This window comes from Roseibium sp. (genome assembly GCF_048261595.1).
Lineage (GTDB): Bacteria > Pseudomonadota > Alphaproteobacteria > Rhizobiales > Stappiaceae > Roseibium.
On the sequence record NZ_JBLXFW010000001.1, the window covers coordinates 681772 to 700943 of the forward strand.

Genomic DNA, 19172 nt, shown 5'->3' on the forward strand with positions numbered 1-19172 from the left:
CCAACAGCTTATCCAAAGTTCTTCATGACGCGGGCCTTTTCCCGCTGCCAGTCGCGTTTCTTCTCGGTCTCGCGCTTGTCGTGGACCTTCTTGCCGCGCGCCAGGGCAATTTCCATCTTCGCCCTTCCCTGCTCGTTGAAGTAGAGCTTGAGCGGGACGATGGTCTTGCCTTCCTTCTGCACAGCGCCGGCGAGCTTGCCGATTTCGCGCTTATGCAACAGGAGTTTACGCGGTCTGCGCGGTTCATGGTTGAACCGGTTCGCCTGAAGATATTCCGGGATATAGACGTTGTAGATCCAGATTTCGCCGTTGTACTCGGCAGCATAGGACTCGCCGATATTGGCCTTGCCCGTGCGCAGGGATTTGACTTCCGTCCCCTTCAGCTCGATGCCGGCCTCGAACGTATCCTCGATCTCGTAATTGAAACGGGCCTTCCGGTTGTCGGAGATAATCGTCCGGCCCGGAGGCCCTCCGCGCTGCGAGGCCATTCCAAAATTCCCTTAGGTTCCGGCTCCGGATACATCTCCGAAGCCGGTATCGTTATCCAAATCAGTTGATCAGACCGGCATGAACCATGGCTGCCTTGATCACCTGCTGTGTAGGCTCGCTGACCGGGACCAAAGGCAGGCGCACTTCATTGTCCAGCTTGCCGAGAAGTGACAGGGCATATTTCGCTCCCGTCGGGTTCGGTTCGATGAACAACGCCTGGTGCAAAGGAGCCAGACGGTCCTGGATGGTCAACGCCTTGGCATAGTCCCCTGCCTGACATGCAGCCTGGAACTCGGAACACAAGGCAGGAGCGACATTGGCCGTCACCGAAATGCAGCCCGTTCCGCCGTGGGCGTTGAACGCCAGCGCCGTAATGTCTTCACCGGACAACTGAACGAAATCCGGTCCACACAGATGGCGCTGCATGCTCGCCTTTGCAAGGTTCGCCGTTGCATCTTTTACGCCAACGACGTTCTTGCAGGTCTTGAACAGCTCCGCCATCGTTTCCGGCGCCATGTCGATCACCGACCGGCCCGGGATGTTGTAGATGTAGATCGGAATGCCGACGGCATTGTCGATCGCGCGATAATGAGCCTTCAAGCCTTCCTGGTTCGGCTTGTTGTAATAGGGCGTCACCACGAGCAGAGCATCGGCACCAGCCTTTTCGGCAAATTGCGCAAGATCAATGGCTTCTGCAGTGTTGTTCGACCCTGCACCCGCCATGACCGGCACGCGGCCGCCGGCTGCTTCTACACAAAGCTCTACAATGCGCTTGTGTTCGTCATGGGTCAGCGTCGGGCTTTCACCGGTGGTGCCAACGGGAACAAGGCCGTTGCTGCCCTGTTTTATCTGCCAATCAATGAAGTCCTGAAACCGTTTCTCATCGAGCGCTCCGTCCTTGAACGGCGTAATAAGCGCTGGAATCGATCCCTTGAACATTTCCGGTTTCCTCGAAAGAGTGGCAGTAGAATTCAGACGGACGCCTGAATGGATCGGCACCATAATGTCCTGCTCGCGCAGGAGCAATCCCAAACCCCTCGGCCTGCCGTCTAACTTGACTTTTCCCGGCGAACAACGGGCAATGATGTACGAATTTTCACTTCGATTGCCCTTTCAGGATCCAGCATATGGCCCTTTCCGACACGACAGAACCACACAGGTCCGACACTGAAATTTACGGCGAGCCGTTCAACTACAACAGCGTCGACGGGCTCAACCTTGCAGGTCGGCGCTGGCGCGGCCGGAACCTCGAAGACGACCGGGTTCCGGTTCTTTGTCTGACAGGGCTGTCTCGGAACACGAAGGATTTTCAAGCTGTTGCAAGCTTCCTATCCGCGCATGGGCACGAGGTCATCGCGCTCGACTATCGTGGACGCGGCGAAAGCGATTGGGACCCGAACTGGGAGAACTATTCACTGCCGGTAGAGGCCTCGGACATCGATGCGGCCGTCGAACATCTCGATCTTCAGCGCTTTGCCGTTCTTGGAACCTCGCGCGGCGGCCTGCACGCCATGACAATGGCAGGACGCCTCGGTGCCGACCAGTTGGCGGGTATCATCCTGAATGACATTGGCCCGAAGATCGAGGCGTCGGGCATTCAGCGCCTGGCGACAAGCATTGGAAAAACAATGCTGTTTCGAGACGCTGCTGACTGCGCGGAAAAGCTGGCGGCTGGGTTGCGGAACCAGTTTCCGTCCCTCGGACCAACCGATTGGCTGCGCTTTGCCAGCCAGCTCGGTGCCACGTCGCTAGCGGGGTTCCAACTGGAATACGATCCGGCTCTGGCAAACACGATTGCCGCGATGGATGACGGAGCGCCCTTGCCGGACCTCTGGCCGCTCTTCGAGACCTTGGAGGACATTCCCCTCCTGATTCTGAGAGGCGAGCACTCCGACATTCTAAGCAAAGAAACGGCGGATGAGATGGTTGCCCGGCACCCTCGAGCAGTGCTTCATTCTGTCGAAGGAGAAGGTCACGCACCGCTTCTTTGGGACCGAGCGACGCAAGAGCGCATCGGCAGTTTTGCTGCGTCCCTTTGAGAGAACGCGCCTGTACCACAGCGCCGTGACCTTTAAGGTCGAGAGGTCTAGCGGCGCCACCCCACTGACAACAAAAGAAAAAAGCCCGGCGATGCCGCCGGGCTTTCCTTCAGCTCCGAAGAGAACCGAATTAGAAGGTGCGCTGTACGCGGAAACCGACGCGGATGTCGTCGTAGTCGTAGTTTTCGACTTCGGTGTTGGCGTAGCCCATGTCTGCACCAAGCTCGAGGCCGGAAACGGGGGTCCACTTGACGGAGCCGTCGATCGCCCAGCGGGTGACATCGATGGAGTTCGGTGCACCTGCGATCATAGCAGCGCCCGAGTTGGCCAGCTCGATGTCCATGTAGGAACCGTCAAGCGCGATGCCGATGGTGGAGGTCGCCTGGTGATAGATACCACCGGAGATGGAGAAACCGGTCGAGGTATCGCCCGTGGTATCTGCATCCCAGAGGCTGGCCGTCGAACCCAACGCATTGCTTACAGTGCTCGGAGCGCCGATGTAGGAAAGAGCGCCGTCAGCATACTGAGCCTGGAAGGCCAGGTTCGAGCCGGACGAGAGCATCGGCAGGTTGATGATCACACCACCGCCAACGGCCCAACCAGTTGCACCTTCATAGGCAGCAACAGAATGACGAACGTTATGAACAGCACCGGAGAGCTGTGCGGAACCCCAGCCCTGGTCTACGCGCAGGTTTGCGACGAGATCCGGCATCTTGTGGCCACCATAAGCAACGGTGGTCGTGTTCGCCAAGGTAACGCCGGTAACGGTGCTTACGCCGGTGTTCCGGTATGCGCCATCTTCGATGGAGAGCGTTGCCGAGAAACCGTTGCCGAAGGCCGCAGTATAAGCTGCAAGATCAACGGTGGTATCGGACCAGTTACGTCCAACAACGCCGATGAAGGCCTGACCGGTGAAGAAGTCGAAGAACGACGTTGCGTGACCGAAGGTCAGTCCGCCCCACTGGATGTAGGCCTTGCCGAGGAAAACTTCGTTGTCGGATTCAACTTCGATCTCGGTGAAGGTGCGCAGCAGGCCGAATTCGGTTGCCGTGCGGCTGTCGAGATAGAGGTAACCTTCTGCGTTGAAGTCGAGAGCTTCACCACGGCCACCCCAGGTGCCATCGTCAGCAAAGTTGTTGGCAATGTAGTTCGCACGAACACGGCCACCAACGCGCAGGCAGGTTTCGGTACCCGGGATGTAGTAGAAGCGTGCGCCGTAGGCGTCACAGACGCGAACGTAATCAACCGGCTCCGGAGCAACCGGAAGATCGGCGGCATGAGCGCCGGTGGCGGCGGCTGCAGCAGCAGCGCCGAGCATAAGGCTCTTAAAGTTCATTTCTGACCTCCAAATCAGTCATGTTTAAGATGACTCCTCTCAGGAGGGCGGCGGCGCCGCTCAAGTCATCGTAATCCCCGCGAAAATCTCTGAGTTCAGCAAGCGCCCGAAGGTTGGAAGTTCGGGATTGCAAACCAGCGCGGCCCGAAAGCCGCTCGCAGGTTGACCATACGCATCGAGGTTGGAGGTGCAACTGGCAATGAGCCGAAGCGGCCGCCAGAGGCATTGTTTCAAAAACGACTGTTGCCGGAATGACACAAAATATGTGCCCCGGCTAAGATTTCGGTAACGATTTCACCCAGATCCGGACCCTAGAGCCTGAACGAGGCCCGATTTCTCCGGAATCGCCCTCTCTTGGAGGGGACGACCCGGCGGTTTGGACGCCGCCGGGTCGCATGACTGATCAGAGGTTCAGAAGAATTCTCAGATCAGAGCTATCCAATCCGGAGATTAGAAAGTGCGCTGCACGCGGAAGCGAGCCTTGACTTCGTCGGTGTCCGTGGAACCAACTTCGTTGTTGGCGTAGCCGACAGCAACACCCATTTCGAAGCCAGAAACCGGAACCCACTTAGCCGAACCGTCGATCGCCCAACGGGTGATGTCGGCAGCAGCAGAACCCATGTCGATGTCCATGTAGGAACCGTCGAGGGACAGACCAACAGTGGAAGTTGCCTGGTGGTAGATACCGCCGGACAGGGTGTAGCCCTTGTTGTTGTCGCCAGCCGTTGCGTTTGCAGCGGTCGAACCGATGTAGGACAGAGCGCCGTCAGCATACTGAGCCTGGAAAGCCAGGTTCGAGCCGGAAGACAGCATCGGGAGCTTGACGATTACGCCAGCGCCAACTGCCCAGCCGAGTTCGCTGTCAACGGTTGCGTCTGCAGAGACGTTGTCGTGGATAGCACCGGAGAGCTGTGCAGAACCCCAACCCTGGTCAACGCGCAGGTTAGCGACGAGATCCGGGTAACGCTTGCCACCTTCGTTAGAAGAAGCGCGAACGCCAGCGTCTTCAAGAGACACGGTAGCGGACAGGCCGTTGCCGAAAGCAGCGGTGTAAGCGATCAGGTTGGTGGTCTTGTCGGACCAGTTACGGGTAACCGGACCTGCGAAGGACTGACCGGTGAAGTAGTCGAAGAACGACGTAGCGTGACCGAAGGTCAGGCCGCCCCACTGGATGTAAGCCTTGCCGAGACCGACAGCGTCGCCGCTGCTGAGTTCGATTTCGGTGAAGGTGCGCAGAAGACCGAATTCGGTGTTCGTGCGGCTGTCGAGGTACAGGTAGCCGTACGCGTCGAAGGTGTAGTTCGCATCAGCGCGGTCACCGAAGCCGTCGGTGTTGTCTTCGCCGAAGTTGGACGTGGTGTAGTTGGCACGAACACGGCCACCAACGCGCAGGCAGGTTTCGGTGCCCGGGATGTAGTAGAAGCGTGCGCCGTAAGCGTCACAGACGCGAACGTAATCGACCGGCTCAGCAGCAACCGGAAGATCGGCAGCCTGAACGCTGGTTGCAGCAGCTGCAGCAGCAGCGCCGAGCATAAGGCTCTTAAAGTTCATTTCTGACCTCCTAAAGTCAAATCTCAAAGGCGCCGAGCGAAATTCTTGCATCCCTGCAAGGCACCATTCCCCGCGAGTTTCGACAAGACAGGCCGAAGGGCTCCTTTTCAGATAACCATTCGGAATGCTTTGAAGGCGGCTCTGCGCCGCTCGCTCAGCCAAACAACCAAATCACGGCACCAACATCAAGACGATTTGCCACCAGCACAGCACGGCAGCCACCAGCCGTGTTCATTTTGCAACACATTGATTTAGTGGACTTTTTTATTTTCTGTAATGCACTTAATACGTGCAACAAAAATATTTCTGTCAGCTCAACAGAATAATTATCAAATCAAATCCCTCATATTGAGCTATTTCATTTCATAATTTTACATTAATCAAATATAGTACATATGTACTATCGCTTAAATGGGAATGTATTAGTACATATGCACTACCCGTATTTTCGTTCTCGTTCAAATTTTTTATTTTATGCCTATCGACACACTGGCCTTATGAGCGACATAAAGACTTCGACGCAGGGTTTCGCCGAACTCTGATTGCGCCGAAAAAGAGGCTCGATGCTGTGGGAAAGCGCTGTTTTGGATATTGCACGCGGAGCCGCCAGTGCCGGTTCTCAGGTCGCCGCGACGCGTAGATCACAAACGGTCGACGCACCAAGACCGCACGATCTGAGCGATTTTCGTGATTTCTTCGGAGATTCGCGCCGTAACTAGCGCAGGAAGGCTTCCACGCTGGCTGAAGCGCCGGTCTGGTCGACAACCGTGATCCGGACCACGCCGGCGCCACGGGGCATCAGGCTTGCGGACGACCGGAAGTCGTTCTCGGCCACGGGCGTTCCGTCGACCAGCCACGTGTAAGGCCGTTTTCCACCACGAACCTTGACGACAAGAGCCTGGCTGGATTGGTGACCGGTCAGGCCGAGGTCGATTGTGCTCGCCGCCGGAGGATAGCTGATTTCGAGCGGAGCCTGGCGCGCGTCGACCGCCCGGACCCGTGCATTGCGCAATGGCAGCGGCAAGGCGGCCGTCGTGGCCTTCAAGGTTCCCTGCGGCGCGGGCGGCAACGGTACCGGAGCAGGTTTGAGCCGCTGGAAGGCATCGAAGAGAATCGGAACGGCAACTTCCGATCCGGTCATGCCCGGAACCGGGGTGCCGTCGACCCGCCCGGCCCACACGCCGATCACATGGCGTCCGTCAAATCCAAGCGCCCAGGCATCGCGGTACCCATAGGCCGTTCCCGTCTTGTAAGCGATGTGAGCGTCCGCAGCGAACTTTGGCTGCGGCAGGCCGGTCAGTATGTCGGCCGCATGCCATGCAGCGACATCCTCGAGAAGGCGCAATCCGGTCCGTTCAGGCGCCAATCCGCTCTTTATATATAGAGGTGTGACACGCCCCCCATTTGCGAGAGAGGCGTAGAGGCCGGTGAGGTCACGCAGACTGAGGCCGAGGCCTCCCAATCCGATGGCCAGTCCCGGAGCTTCCCGCCCGCCGATTGCCAGCTCCGCGCCGCCGCGCTTCATCCGCGCCACGAGCCGGGCCGGGCCGACAGCCTCGAGCAACTGGATCGCCGGCGTGTTCAGGGACATCTGCAGGGCTTCGCGCACACTGACCTGTCCCTGGTAGGCCAGGTCAAAGTTGGTCGGCTTGTAGCCGCCGATGTCGATCGGCCGGTCATCGATCAGGCTTTCGGGGTGGGCGATTCCTTCCTCGAACGCCAGAGCGTAGATAAATGGCTTCAAGGTTGATCCGGGCGAACGCACGGCACCGGTCATGTCGACATGGCCAAGCCTGTCATCGTCCAGAAGATCCGGAGAGCCGACACTGGCCAGAATTTCGCCCGTCGAGTGGTCGGCGACGATGATCGCGGCGGAACGCTTCGGCCCAAGCGCCCCGACGCGGGTTTTCAATAGCGACTCAAGAGCGCTTTGGAGATCGGCATCAAGGGTTAGCAGATGCTGCTGCAGGCCGGGGCTCGCCAGTGTTTCGCTGCGTGCGACATGCGCCGCCAGGAAGGGCATCGGCCGTCTCACGGACGGCATGGCCTCGTTTCGGGCGGCGTTCGAATCGTCTTCCGACAGGACACCTGCCACTACGGCCCGCTCCAGAACACGGTCGCGCGCAGCCTTGGCCGCCGCCCCGTGGCGATCCGGCCTCCGGGTTTCCGGAGACTGCGGCAAGGCTACCAGCAGCGCAGCCTCGGCTGGAGTCAGACGTTTGGGTTCCTTGCCGAACCAGGTCAGGGACGCGGCGCGGATGCCTTCCAGATTGCCGCCGAAGGGCGCACGCAATGCATAGAGCTGAAGGATCTGGTCCTTCGTCAGATCTCCTTCGAGCTTCAGCGCCAAAAGAAGCTGCCGGTATTTGGCGGACAGGCTACGGGTAGGCTGTTCCTCCAGCAGCCGGGCGACCTGCATCGTCAAGGTCGAGCCCCCCGAGATAATTCTGCCGTTGAGGGCAAATTGCATTGCGGCACGGGCAAGCGCCTTGAAGTCAACGCCGTCGTGTTCCTCGAACCGCCGGTCTTCGTAGGCCTTGAGCATTGCCCAGTAGAGCGGATCAATATCCTCCACGGACACCGGAAGACGCCATTTTTCATCCGGGGTTGTAAATGCCCGAAGGAGACGGCCCTTTCGATCCAGAACGACCGTCGAGGTTGTCACCTCCGAAGGCAAGGGACCGCGCTCCAATGCGTGGAAGTCGGTAACGAACTTGCCGGTGGTGAGAGCGCCGGTCAGGCAAAGACCCGCGACACCGGCGAGTAACCACCAGCGCCGTCTATCAGTCTTACGAGGCCTGGCCACCGCCCTGCCCTGACTACCGCGACGGACCGAGCACGGTCAGCTGGCCCGTTTCGGTAATTGCGCGCCGCTCCGGCCGGTACATGTCCTCCACGGACGCCGGCGGATGGGCGTAATGCCCCGGTGTGACGGCTCGCGCCAGATAGGCAAAGGCGAACTCGGTTCCGCTCCTCTGCTTCTCATCAAGCGCCACCTCGAACCGGTCGCTGAAGAACTGTGCATGGTCGGGCTGCTCGGCCAGTTGCAGCCACTGCAGAGCTCCGACTTCCCCCGACCGCAGAAGACGCGGATTGTCGATGGCGAAACCTGCCGGGATCCGATCCACGACCATCAGTCGTCCGGGAACCTCGCTCAAGGCCCGAACAGTCATGACGACGGCGACGCGCGTGTTGACCGGTATGGCTGAAACATCGAGGACATTGCCATCAAGATCAAAGAGCTGGCGCTCAATGGCGTAGTCGGTTCCGCCGGCAGGTTCAGCCGCAAACGGCTGACCCGTCACAGAAACCAGAAGCTCGGTGGGCTCGGCACCGCGATTCTCGACCTGGGCGCGCTCACGGGCAAGGTCCTCGCCCTCGAACGACCACAAGAGGCGTCCCGGCGTCTCCACGCCATTGACCGCGATCTTCGATGCCTTCGCGTGCTCGTTGAGCTCGCGCGCCGCCATCAGCAGCCATGCCATGTCCTGGGTCGAGTAGTACTGACGTCCTTCCTGGGCATTTCGAACGAAGTCACTCGCCCGGTCCATATCGGCCCTGCTCGCCGCATTGGAGGAGACATAGGAAAGAACGCCTGCCCCGTCGCGCAGGACGGAGCCGTAGTCCGAGCGGTAACCGCCCGGGCGCCGGTCGCCCAGCGCAAGAACAGCGGCCTCAAATCCCTTCCGGGCCCGTTCAGTCTCGCCATAGAGCGCAAGACTTGCCGCCAGTTGCGCCTTGGCAAGCGGGGTCGAAAAGGCGCCGAGCTTTGCATCCAGATAGTAGCGCAGGTCGCCCATGGAAGCCCGTCCGCTGCGGGCAAGGACATAGAGCCCGTACGCGATTTCCTCGCCGCCTTCGGAAAAGTCCGATGAATAGGCGAGCCGGTTCTCAAGATTGGCCAGGGCCATGTCAAAGGCCCGATCGGGAACCTCGTAACCCTCTTCCCGCGCCCTTGTCAGGAAGTCTGCGACATAGGCATCGAGCCAGGGATCATAGCTGCTGTAGCTGTTCCAAAGCCCGAATGACCCGTCGGACGACTGATTCCCGAGAACCCGGCGAATGGCCTGAACCACACGGCTCCGGATTTCAGTGTCGTCACCAAGGCCGGCTGCCCGAGCAACCTGGTTGAGATAAAGCAGCGGCAAGGCGCGGCTGGTCGTCTGTTCCGTACAGCCGTGCGGATAACGGTCGAGGTCTTCGAGAAGGCCGGCAACGTTGATCCGCGCGGCGCCTCCGGCGGTCACCTTCACGGCGACGCTCTCCGGGCGCAATCCTTCAAAGACCGCGGGGTCCAGAACGAGGCTCGAACCCGCCAGCAAGGGGAAGGTAGAACGGCGAACCACATCCGGGCGCGTATCGCGTACGTCGAGGCTCAGGCGCTTGACGACCTCGGTGCCGTCGGGTCCGCTCAAGCTTGCGTAGATTGTGCTTGTTCCGATCGACTGCCGAGCCTGCAGCGGAACGAGCACGGCCGACTTGCCGGACGCCTGCAACGCCAACTGACGGGTTCCGGCAAAATCCGCGGCAAGCTCCACGGGGCCTTCGGAAGACAGAGTCAGTTCGTAGTCGCCCTCGGGTCCATCCACATTATCAATGTCGAGGCGCAAGCGTGAGCTGTCGCCAGGGGCAAGGAACCGTGGCAAGCTCGCTGTCACGACAACCGGCGACCGGACTTCGACGTCGCGACTTGCATGCCCACCCCCCTGCGCGCTCCAGGCAACAGCCATCAACCGCAAGGTCCCGTTGAACTCGGGAACGTCGAAAGACACTTCCGCGCTACCGTTCTCGTCCAGTCTGACCAGACCGGAGAACAGCGCAACGGGTTCCTGATCGGGCGGCGGTGCATCGAGACGCATCCCCATCGCATCGCCGCCGGAGCGGACGCGGCCACGGGTTCCGGCCATACGGTCGATGAGCTGACCGTAGAGATCGCGGATTTCGGCTCCAAGACGGCGCTGACCGAAATACCAGTCTTCCGGCGCGGGCGGCTCATATCCGGTCAGATTGAGAATCCCCAGATCGACCGCCGCGACGGTGATATATGCCTCGGTTCCGGCTTTGAGGCCGCTTATTTCGACGGGAACCGTCAAGGTTTCCAGGGGCCTCAGAAGATCGGGTGCAGCCAAGGCGACATCCAGGTCCCGGTCCCCCGGCTCGATCTGGAGCCAGGACAGGCCAACCGACCGCGACGGCATGCGCTTTGCGTCCAGATCCATCGGGCGATAAAGGCTTGCGGTGACATAGGCGCCCGCCCCCCAATCGTCGCTTACGGTCAGCTCAAGTTCGGCCTCTCCGCCCTTTACATCCAGAGTGTGCGTGGACAGGACACCACCGGAAACCACGTTGACGGCGGCAATGCCGTCCATTTGGGAGGTCAGGCGAACAATCGCAGTCTCGCCTGCGCGGTAGGATTTCCGGTCAAGGCCGACGTCAAGGTAGTCGGGCGTTTCCGACGTGGCATTGGCCGTATACCAGCCGGCGGAAAACTCGATGCTGCTCGCCGTTGCCTCAACGCCGGACGACTGAATTTCGAGACGATACCGGCCCCAATCGACAGGAAGGTCGAGCGTCGCGGGTTTGCCGGCCAACGTGTCCAGCGTTCCGTTTGCTACGCGCGTGGTCGAGACGATCGGTTCATAGTTCCAGGAGCCGTCGACCCGGTACCACTGATAGCGCCGGTTGATCTTGGAAAGCGTCCAGGTCAGGCCTTGCCGGTTGATCTCGGAGCCATTCCTGTCCAGAACGACGACGTTGAAGACTGCCGGACCGCCCTCGTCAACACCTCCATTGAACAGAGGCTTTATGCCGATCTTCTCCGCTTCCAGAGCAACGGGCAGTTCCAGGCGGCGCTCCACGTAACGGCCTCCAGCCTCCACGAGGCGCGCGACCAGTTCAGCACGGTAAAGGCCGGTCGTCTCGGCAATCTCCGGAAGCAAAAGGTCGAAATCGAGGGAGCCGTCGATATCCGTGACCACACCGGCAGGCAGGCTCTCGCGGGTTGGATAGGTCGTATCGTCGGCGAGGCCAAAGACATAGCCGGGGTGCGATGCCAGTTCGCGGGTCGGGCTGACGATGATATCGCCCTCCAGCTTCTGCCCGCTCGCCGGCGAACCGTAGAGGAACCGCGCCGAGAGGGAGACCGGGGTCGGTACCGCGCGATCGAAGGTCTTTGCTGCACTCTCCAGATCGAAATCGACCCTCTCAGGCTGGTAGTCCTCGACCAGGAACGTTGACTGCGAAAGAGCGTCGCCCTTCGGGTCGACATGCACCTTCCACGTCCACACACCCTGCTGGGCGCTTGCCTCCAAGGTGAAGTCCTGCAGGTGACCTCCAAGGCCGCCATCCTGAACCACATGGCGCGAGTGTTCCACGCCATCCGGACGCTCCAGAATGAACGTCAAGGGCAGTCCCGATTGGGCAATGGCCTTCGACGTGCGAAGCAGTGCCTGGGCGTGAACGGTCTCGCCGGCCTTGTAGACGCCGCGGTCGGTCCAGGCGAAGACGTCAAGCGGTCCAGGTGCCGGGCGGCCCTCAACGCCGCGGTCACTCAAGTCGAAGGCGGGCTTGCGCATATCGAGGAAAGAGTAGTCGCCGTCCGTCGTTTCGGCGACGATCAGGCTCGGAGCCATGCCCCCACGGCCACGGCTGAGGCCCGGTGCGAACCGAGCGTAGCCGAGGTCGTCGGTCTTCGTTTCGCCAAGGATCTCGTTGTTGATCGCGACAAGACGGACGGTAACGTCCCGCTTTGCCGTCGCGTCGGTCAGGGAGCGTACGTTCACCGCGATGCCATCCGTCCCGCTAAGCGTCGAAAGACCAAGGTCGGAAACGATGAACCACTGGGTCGCCATCGGGCCCCACTCGTTCTGCTTGTCCAGCCGCGAGCGTGCGGTCATGGCGTAGACACCCGCCCTGATCTCGAGCCCAAGATCGTTCAGCGGGATACCGGTCGTGATGTCCTCGTTGAGCCGGTTTTCGGTCTCTACGACGCCGGACCAGACCTTTTCGCCGTACTCCTCATCAATCTCGTCGGCCCTGTAGGACGACATCTGGCGCAGGAACCTGCCATCGCGAACCGCCCCTGCCAGAGCACGGTCACCGATCCGGTAGACAGAGGCGTCGACCTCGGACGTGTTGACGGAAACGATCGGGATCGTTGGGTCGCCGCCAGCGGGAAGGACGTAGGCTTGCCCCAGGAAATGCACGCTTGGAGCGCGATCGCGCACATATATGTCTAGCCGCGCGGACTTCTCGAGCTTTTCGCCGTCTGCGGCCGGAATGCCACTGCGGACGGTCAGTTCATACCGTTCGCCATGCCGTACGCCGTCGACGCAGAGTTCGGCCCCGTCTGCCTCGACCGAGGTAGATCCCTTTCCTGTTGCCGCAAGATAGGGAGCGAAATCCGTCCCCGCCTGCAACGTCGAAGAAAACACAAGGCAGATGCGCGGCGCGGCGGCGTCAGCCGACACAGTGTGGCTCAGGATCCGGAAGCCGTGCTCGGCGACCATCTGGTCGTACCGGCGTCGCACGTCCGGGTCATCGGACAAGGAAAGCGCGGCCCTCAATGCCTTGATTGCAGGCTTCCAGTCGCCCTGACGGGCAAGCGACTGTCCAACCAGATCGAGCGCCCTCGCCCTCTCGCTCTCGCCGAGGGCGCGAAGATAGGTATTGATCGCGGCCGAGGTCGCATCTTCCAGCTTCGCCTGCCGTTCCTGCCAGTTGCTGGGGTTCTGCAGCATCAGCGCGATGGCGAGCTGCGCCCATGCACTGAAATCTCCCGGTGCAAGAGCGACTAGGGATTTCAGATCGCCTTCGGCCAACGCACCGTTGTTTATGCGGATCGCCTCACGGGCGCTCACGCGCAGATCGTCGACCGTTCGTCCACGGTCAGGCGTTGCCGCCTGAAGACGCGCGCTCAAGGTGAGCGCTTGCTCGATCTGGCTGCGATCGATAAAGGTCAACTCCGCCTTGCGGTCAGCCTCTCGATTTTCACGCTGCACCTCGACAGCCACCACGCGCCCGGCCACCGCGCCCTGGAAACTCTGCAGCTGCCCAAAGTCTGATTTCAGGAAACACCAGCCGGCGGAGGTGTTGTAGGTGAAGGCCCGGCACATGTTGTCGTCGAGACAGGCTGCCTTGCACGCCTCAAGATCGACTTCCTTGACCGTCCGATAATCCGCGCCGAAATAGTCCGCGTCATCGATGGTGACAATCCGCCTTTCCTGCGCCTGGGCCGGCAGAGCCAACATCACGCCCAGAGCGAAGAGCGCCGGGAAACGAGCTAGTCTCATGCGCCCGGTTTCACCGGAGGCTTCGGAAATATCAGAAAAAATCGACGACGAAACAGACTTGATGGACAACATGAGCGCCTCCCGAACACCCGGCTAAAAAATCGTGCCAAGAGATACGGTACACGCGATCATGACAATGCCAAGGCAAAACGGAAAACGTTGCGTCAGATCTGCTTGCGAAGCTCCGCAATCAGTGCGTCGACCTCCTGTGCAGCCTTGCCCGTGGGCTGCGTTTCCATCACCGTGTGACCGGACCCCATGGATGATGCATAGCCGGTGCGGTTGCCGAGCCGTGCCGTCAGGGTGCTGTAGCCGGACGCCGCGATGGCATCGGCCATTTCCCCGGTAAGCGCTGCGCGGGGCGGCACGCGGTTAAGAATCAGGATCGCCGGTGTGTCTTCCCGCTCGGCAAGACGGATGGTCTGTTCCGTGGCCCAAAGATCCACCGGCGTCGGCTGGATCGGAACCACGACAAGGTCCGCAGCTTCCATGGCGGGTTTGGCGTCCGCATCGGTTTTCGGCGGTGTGTCGATAATGACAAAATCGTGGTCGCGTGCCATGGAACGCGCTTCGCGACGTGCTCCCCAGCCTGAGGCAGTACGGAACTCAAGTCCTGTAGCGTCCTCGCCATATGCGGTCTCGCGTGCTTCGAACCACGTCCCGAGGGAGCCTTGCGGATCGACATCCAGAATCGCAACGGATTTGCCGCCAATGCGGGACAGTGCAACTGCGATATGAGCGGCAAGAGTCGTTTTGCCTGAACCGCCCTTCTGCTGGGCTACCGTCAGTATTTTCCCCGTCATTTCGGACCTCCTGGTTGGTCGCAACGCCATATTGCGCCGCAATATACACAAAGACAACAGTTGTTCTTCCGGGGCGAAAATCTGCGACTGGACGCGGGCACCTGGATGCGATCTGCTAGGCGCCCATAGGCAAGCGTGGGAGGGCTGTCATGAAATACGTTCCGCTTGGACGAACCGGAATCAAGGTATCGGAACTTTGTTTTGGAACCATGTCCTTCGGGGGGGACGCTGACGAGGCTACGTCGCGTGCGCTCTACCGCTCCTGCCGCGACGCCGGGATCAATTTCTTTGACTGCGCCGATGTCTATTCCAACGGAGCTGCGGAGGAAATCCTTGGCCGCCTGATCGCCAGTGAGCGGGACGAGCTGGTGATCACCTCCAAGGTCTTCGGATCCATGATGAAAGGCGCCAATCCGGGCGGCACAAACCGGAGGCACGTCGCGCTTGCCATCGAAGCCAGCCTCAAGCGGCTCGGCACCGACCGGCTGGATGTCTATTTCGTCCACCAGTTCGACCACGCGACACCGCTGGAGGAAACCCTTCGCGGCCTGGAGGATGCGGTCCGCGCCGGCAAGGTGCTCTATATCGGCGCCAGCAATTATGCCGCCTGGCAAGTGGCGAAGGCACTCGGCATCAGCGAGCGACAAGGCTGGAGCCGGTTCGACGTGCTGCAGCCCATGTACAATCTGGTCAAGCGCCAGGCAGAGACCGAGATCCTGCCCCTCGCCCAGTCGGAAGGCCTGGGCGTGATTTCCTACAGCCCTGTGGGCGGTGGTCTGCTCTCGGGCAAGTTCCGACCCGGAGACAAGCCCTCCGGAACCCGACTGTCGGAAAATGCCATGTATGCGGCACGCTATGGCGAGACCTGGGTGTATGAGGTGGCAGAGAAATTCACTGTTTTTGCCGACAAGCTGGGCGTTCACCCGGTGTCACTGGCCGTTTCGTGGGTTGCCGGCCATCCCGGTATCACCGCCCCGATCATCGGTGCGCGCAATCCCGAACAGCTTGCCCCTGCCCTCAAGTCGGTCAACGTCAAGATGACCGATGAGCTTCGTCACGAGATCTCGTCCCTGTCGCGAACTCCCCCACCGGCAAATGACCGGCTGGAGGAGCAGTAAACCCCATTCAGGCGGCCTCTACTGCCCGCCAAGCTGCTGGTAAATTGCCCAGCCGGGACGGCCCGTGACCGGCATGCCATAACGTGCCTCGGCCTGTTTGATACCGGATCGGGTGGCGGGTCCGACCTTGCCGTCCGGCTCGCCGACATTGAAGCCGGCCTTGTTCAGGAGTTTCTGGAGCTCCAGTCGCTGCACCCGGGAAAGCCCGGGATCATTGGTCGGCCATGGCGTCCTGAACGGCTCGCCTCCGGACACGAGCTCTGACAGGAGCGCGATGGCCAGCCCGTAGGACTGGGACGCGTTATAGGAGCGCAGGGCGTCAAAATTGCGTGTCACCAGGAAGGCCGGGCCATTGCTGCCAGCCGGCAGGATCAGGCCGGCCTCAAGTTTCCCGGACAGCTTCCTGCCGTCGACATGGGTCAGACCGCGCTTGTTCCAGGTCGATAAAGACGACCGCTTCGTGCGCCCGGTCGGCCCTTTGTATCCACTCGGCAGCTTGACCTCGTACCCCCAGGGCCTTGAGTTCTGCCAACCAGCATCCTTCAGGAAATTCGCTGTTGATGCCAAGGCATCCGGGATCGAGTTGACCAGATCCTTGTGACCGTCACGATCGAAATCGACGGCAAGGCGGGTATAGGTCGTCGGCATGAACTGTGTCTGTCCGAAAGCCCCGGCCCAGGACCCCTGGAACGCATTGACCGGCACGTCTCCGCGCGAGGCAATCTGGAGCGTCTTGATCAGCTCGCCCTTGAAGTATTTCGCGCGCCGCCCGCCGGCGCATACGAGATTGGCAAGTGCATGCGGTGTGTAGAAATCGCCTCGAAACTGGCCGTAATCGCTCTCGATTCCCCACACGGCCAGAACCACGTGGCGATCGACACCAAAACGTTTCTCGACCGAGGCAAGTGTCGACTGGTGCTTCTTCAGAAGCGCCTTGCCATCCTCGATCCGCTGCGGGTCGACCAGAAAGGCCATGTAGTCCCAGATCGGCGTCTCGTATTCCGGCTGGGAGGTGGAGAACCGAATGACTTTCTCATCGTACTTCGCCCCATCAAGCATCTGACTGGCAATTTCCGGCTGCACGCCCGATTTGACGGCCTCGGCCTTGAGCGAGGACACGCAGCGGTCAATCGATGCCGCCAGTGCCCCGCCACTGCCCGTCGCCAAGCCCAGGAAGGCCGAAACCAGGAAGGTCGCCCGCCCCGTTCCGTGGTTCAGTGTGAAAATCATGTTCTTCGCTCCGCCGCTCGCGAATCTCGTTGCCAAAAAGACTCGCAAGGTCCCGCGACGGAAATAAGGCAGGCGGCATTGGCTTGCCGCCTGATCGAAACCGGCCTTACTTTCCCTCGATCAGCTTGCGGCGGAGCCAGCTCGAAGCCTGATCCATCGCGATCACGACAAGTATGGTCATGATGATGATGTAGCTGGTGTTTTCCCAGTCACGCGACGTGCGCATGGTTTCCACCAGCATCAGGCCGATACCGCCGGCCCCCAGAGCGCCGATGACGGTGGCAGACCGGGTGTTGGATTCCAGGTAATAGAGCACCTGGGACACGAACACCGGCAAGATTTGGGGAATGACGCCGAAGCGGTATCGCTGGAGCTGGTTGGCGCCGGTGGCCCGCACGCCTTCCACCTGCTTGTTGTCGATGTTTTCCAGCGCTTCGGAGAAGAGCTTGCCGAGGGTACCTGTATCGGTAAAGGCGATGGCGAGCGCACCGGTCAGCGGCCCGAGTCCGAAGGCCCGGATGAAAATCAATGACCAGATCAGCATGTCGATGCCGCGCAGGAAATCAAAGACCCGGCGAACGCCGAACCGGATCACGAACGAGGGCGTGAAATTGCGTGCAGCCAGAAAGGCGAGCGGCAGGCCAACGAGTGCCGCTGTCAATGTGCCGAGGACCGCCATCATGATGGTCTCGAACAGGGCGATGAACACCGCCTTGTGCTGCCAATCCGGATTGGTCAGGAACTCGTTGAAGATGAACGACAGGTTCGAACTCTCAGGATCGATCCGGTCACTGCTCGTTGCCAGGGCCCAGAGCTGCGACATGGACATGCCATGCAACTGAGACCGGAACGGGAACCAGAAGTTCTCCCAGCCGCCGAAGTAGTTGTGCACCTCGATCTTGGTCTTCGTCACCTGGACGCGCCGATCTAGGGTCGGGCGGGCGTCGAACTTGCGCGGATCGTCCTTCACCCAATCCGGGACCGGCCCACTCGGCAAGAGGGTCTCGACACCGGTCTTGGTGCCGGTGACCTTTATGATGCCGTAGTCGGGCACGGTGAAGCGCATGGTCTTGCCGTCGATCTCGATCAGGTAACCCTCGCCGAGATCGACGACCGCGTTTTCGCCATCCAGCTTGACCCAATCCGGCGCAGTGCCCTGTTCGTAGGTCGCGGTACGCTCGCCCTCGACGGCGATCTCGAGACCGCCGCGGCGCAAGTCCTTGGTCACGTGGACCTTGTGGGCGACAGCGTCGGTGGCGAGGATGACGGCGCGCTCCGGCTGGGCACGCTCAAGCAGATCCGGCACGCCGAAGGCAAACCAGGTGTAGAGAAGATAGGTGAGGATCAGCAGCGGGAGTCCGACGGTAAAGGCCGTGCGACGACGGATCTGCGAGAAGACCGTCTGCGGATCGATGCCAGGCTGGATCGTTGCGTCAGTCATTGACATGTCTCCTCAATGCCCCCGGCCGTTGCCGACAAGCTTGCCGCGCAAATAGGACGACGTCTGGTCGATGATCATGATGGTGGCGAACAGCAGAACGAAGATGGCGGCCGTCTCGTCGCCCGACCCCTGCCCCCAACCGATGGTCCGGCGCAGCTCCGCACCGATGCCGCCGGCGCCGACGAAACCGAGAATCGCCGAGGCGCGGACGTTGATCTCAAAGCGCAGCAGGAAATAGCTCAGGTAGTTGGGCGCTACCTGGGGCAACACGGCAAAGCGGATACGCTGGAGCCAGTTGGCGCCGCAGGCCGACAGGCCCTCGATGGGCTTGCGATCGATATTCTCGTTCACTTCGGAGAACAGCTTGCCCAACGCCCCGGCGGTGTGGAAGGCGACTGCAATCATGGCCGGGATCGGCGAGGACCCAAGCACAAAGATCAGGAACAGCGCAATGATCAGCTCGGGAAAGGCGCGCATAATGTCCATTGCGCGGCGGACGACCGGGATGAGCGGACCGTAGCTGTCGACGTTTCGCGTCGAGGCCATGGCAAGGACCACCGCCATCGCGCCGCCGATCAGCGTCGCGACGCCCGCGATGTTCAGCGTCTCCAGCATGAAGGGAACGAAATGAATGATCAGGCCGAAAAAGTCCGGACCGGCCTGCCAGGCCTCTTTCACGATCTCGCCAGGATAATCGAAGAACTTGCTCAGCCCCTCGACGAAGCTGCCGGAATTCATTGCGTTCGACTTGGAATAGCCGGAAACGAGAATGGCGACGGCCAGCAGAATCCCGATCAGGGAGTAGAGCTGGCGCCGGTTGCGCATCGACAGGATTTCCTGCTCCAGAGCGGCAACGGCCATGCGGGACACCTTT

12 protein-coding genes are annotated in these 19172 nt (G+C 60.7%); 2 read left to right on the top strand and 10 right to left on the bottom strand.

The window, feature by feature from the left end; genetic code table 11:
* Positions 1–8: 8 nt before the first annotated feature.
* Positions 9–488 carry an SsrA-binding protein SmpB gene (gene smpB / locus ACN0SY_RS02995; protein ID WP_417684310.1) on the bottom strand — a complete coding sequence of 160 codons (480 nt, stop codon included), beginning with the start codon at positions 486–488 and terminating at the stop codon, positions 9–11.
* Between the two features lie 61 nt (positions 489–549).
* Positions 550–1428 carry a 4-hydroxy-tetrahydrodipicolinate synthase gene (dapA, locus tag ACN0SY_RS03000; RefSeq protein ID WP_417684312.1) on the bottom strand — a complete coding sequence of 293 codons (879 nt, stop codon included), beginning with the start codon at positions 1426–1428 and terminating at the stop codon, positions 550–552.
* A gap of 188 nt (positions 1429–1616) precedes the next feature.
* Here dapA and ACN0SY_RS03005 point away from each other — a divergent pair, with 188 nt between their 5' ends.
* Positions 1617–2528, top strand: coding sequence for an alpha/beta fold hydrolase (locus ACN0SY_RS03005; protein WP_417684314.1), 912 nt, complete (start codon positions 1617–1619; stop codon positions 2526–2528).
* A 130-nt stretch (positions 2529–2658) separates the two neighbouring features.
* On the opposite strand, the gene ACN0SY_RS03010 is transcribed toward ACN0SY_RS03005, so the two are convergent.
* The 5 genes from ACN0SY_RS03010 to parA form a co-directional block, all read right to left on the bottom strand.
* The gene (locus ACN0SY_RS03010) at positions 2659–3864 is read right to left on the bottom strand and encodes a porin (RefSeq protein WP_417684315.1); all 1206 of its coding nucleotides are present in this window, start codon (positions 3862–3864) and stop codon (positions 2659–2661) included.
* Positions 3865–4314: 450 nt separating this feature from the next.
* Positions 4315–5415 (bottom strand): porin, encoded by a 1101-nt coding sequence (locus ACN0SY_RS03015; protein ID WP_417684317.1) that lies wholly within the window; start codon positions 5413–5415, stop codon positions 4315–4317.
* Between the two features lie 715 nt (positions 5416–6130).
* Positions 6131–8221, bottom strand: coding sequence for a penicillin-binding protein 1C (pbpC, locus tag ACN0SY_RS03020; RefSeq protein ID WP_417684318.1), 2091 nt, complete (start codon positions 8219–8221; stop codon positions 6131–6133).
* Between the two features lie 13 nt (positions 8222–8234).
* Positions 8235–13778 carry an MG2 domain-containing protein gene (locus ACN0SY_RS03025; protein ID WP_417684320.1) on the bottom strand — a complete coding sequence of 1848 codons (5544 nt, stop codon included), beginning with the start codon at positions 13776–13778 and terminating at the stop codon, positions 8235–8237.
* A 92-nt stretch (positions 13779–13870) separates the two neighbouring features.
* Complete coding sequence (parA, locus tag ACN0SY_RS03030) at positions 13871–14509, bottom strand: ParA family partition ATPase (RefSeq protein ID WP_417684322.1); 639 nt, start codon at positions 14507–14509, stop codon at positions 13871–13873.
* A 149-nt stretch (positions 14510–14658) separates the two neighbouring features.
* Between parA and ACN0SY_RS03035 the strand changes: the two genes are divergently transcribed.
* Entirely contained in the window at positions 14659–15627 is a 969-nt protein-coding gene (locus ACN0SY_RS03035; RefSeq protein ID WP_417684323.1) for an aldo/keto reductase, read from the top strand.
* Positions 15628–15645: 18 nt separating this feature from the next.
* On the opposite strand, the gene ACN0SY_RS03040 is transcribed toward ACN0SY_RS03035, so the two are convergent.
* The 3 genes from ACN0SY_RS03040 to phnE (ACN0SY_RS03050) form a co-directional block, all read right to left on the bottom strand.
* Positions 15646–16857, bottom strand: coding sequence for a lytic murein transglycosylase (locus tag ACN0SY_RS03040; protein WP_417684325.1), 1212 nt, complete (start codon positions 16855–16857; stop codon positions 15646–15648).
* Between the two features lie 106 nt (positions 16858–16963).
* Positions 16964–18298, bottom strand: a complete 1335-nt coding sequence (gene phnE / locus ACN0SY_RS03045; protein ID WP_417684327.1) for a phosphonate ABC transporter, permease protein PhnE — start codon at positions 18296–18298, stop codon at positions 16964–16966.
* Positions 18299–18310: 12 nt separating this feature from the next.
* Positions 18311–19159 carry a phosphonate ABC transporter, permease protein PhnE gene (gene phnE, locus ACN0SY_RS03050; RefSeq protein ID WP_417684328.1) on the bottom strand — a complete coding sequence of 283 codons (849 nt, stop codon included), beginning with the start codon at positions 19157–19159 and terminating at the stop codon, positions 18311–18313.
* Between the last annotated feature and the right edge of the window lie 13 nt (positions 19160–19172).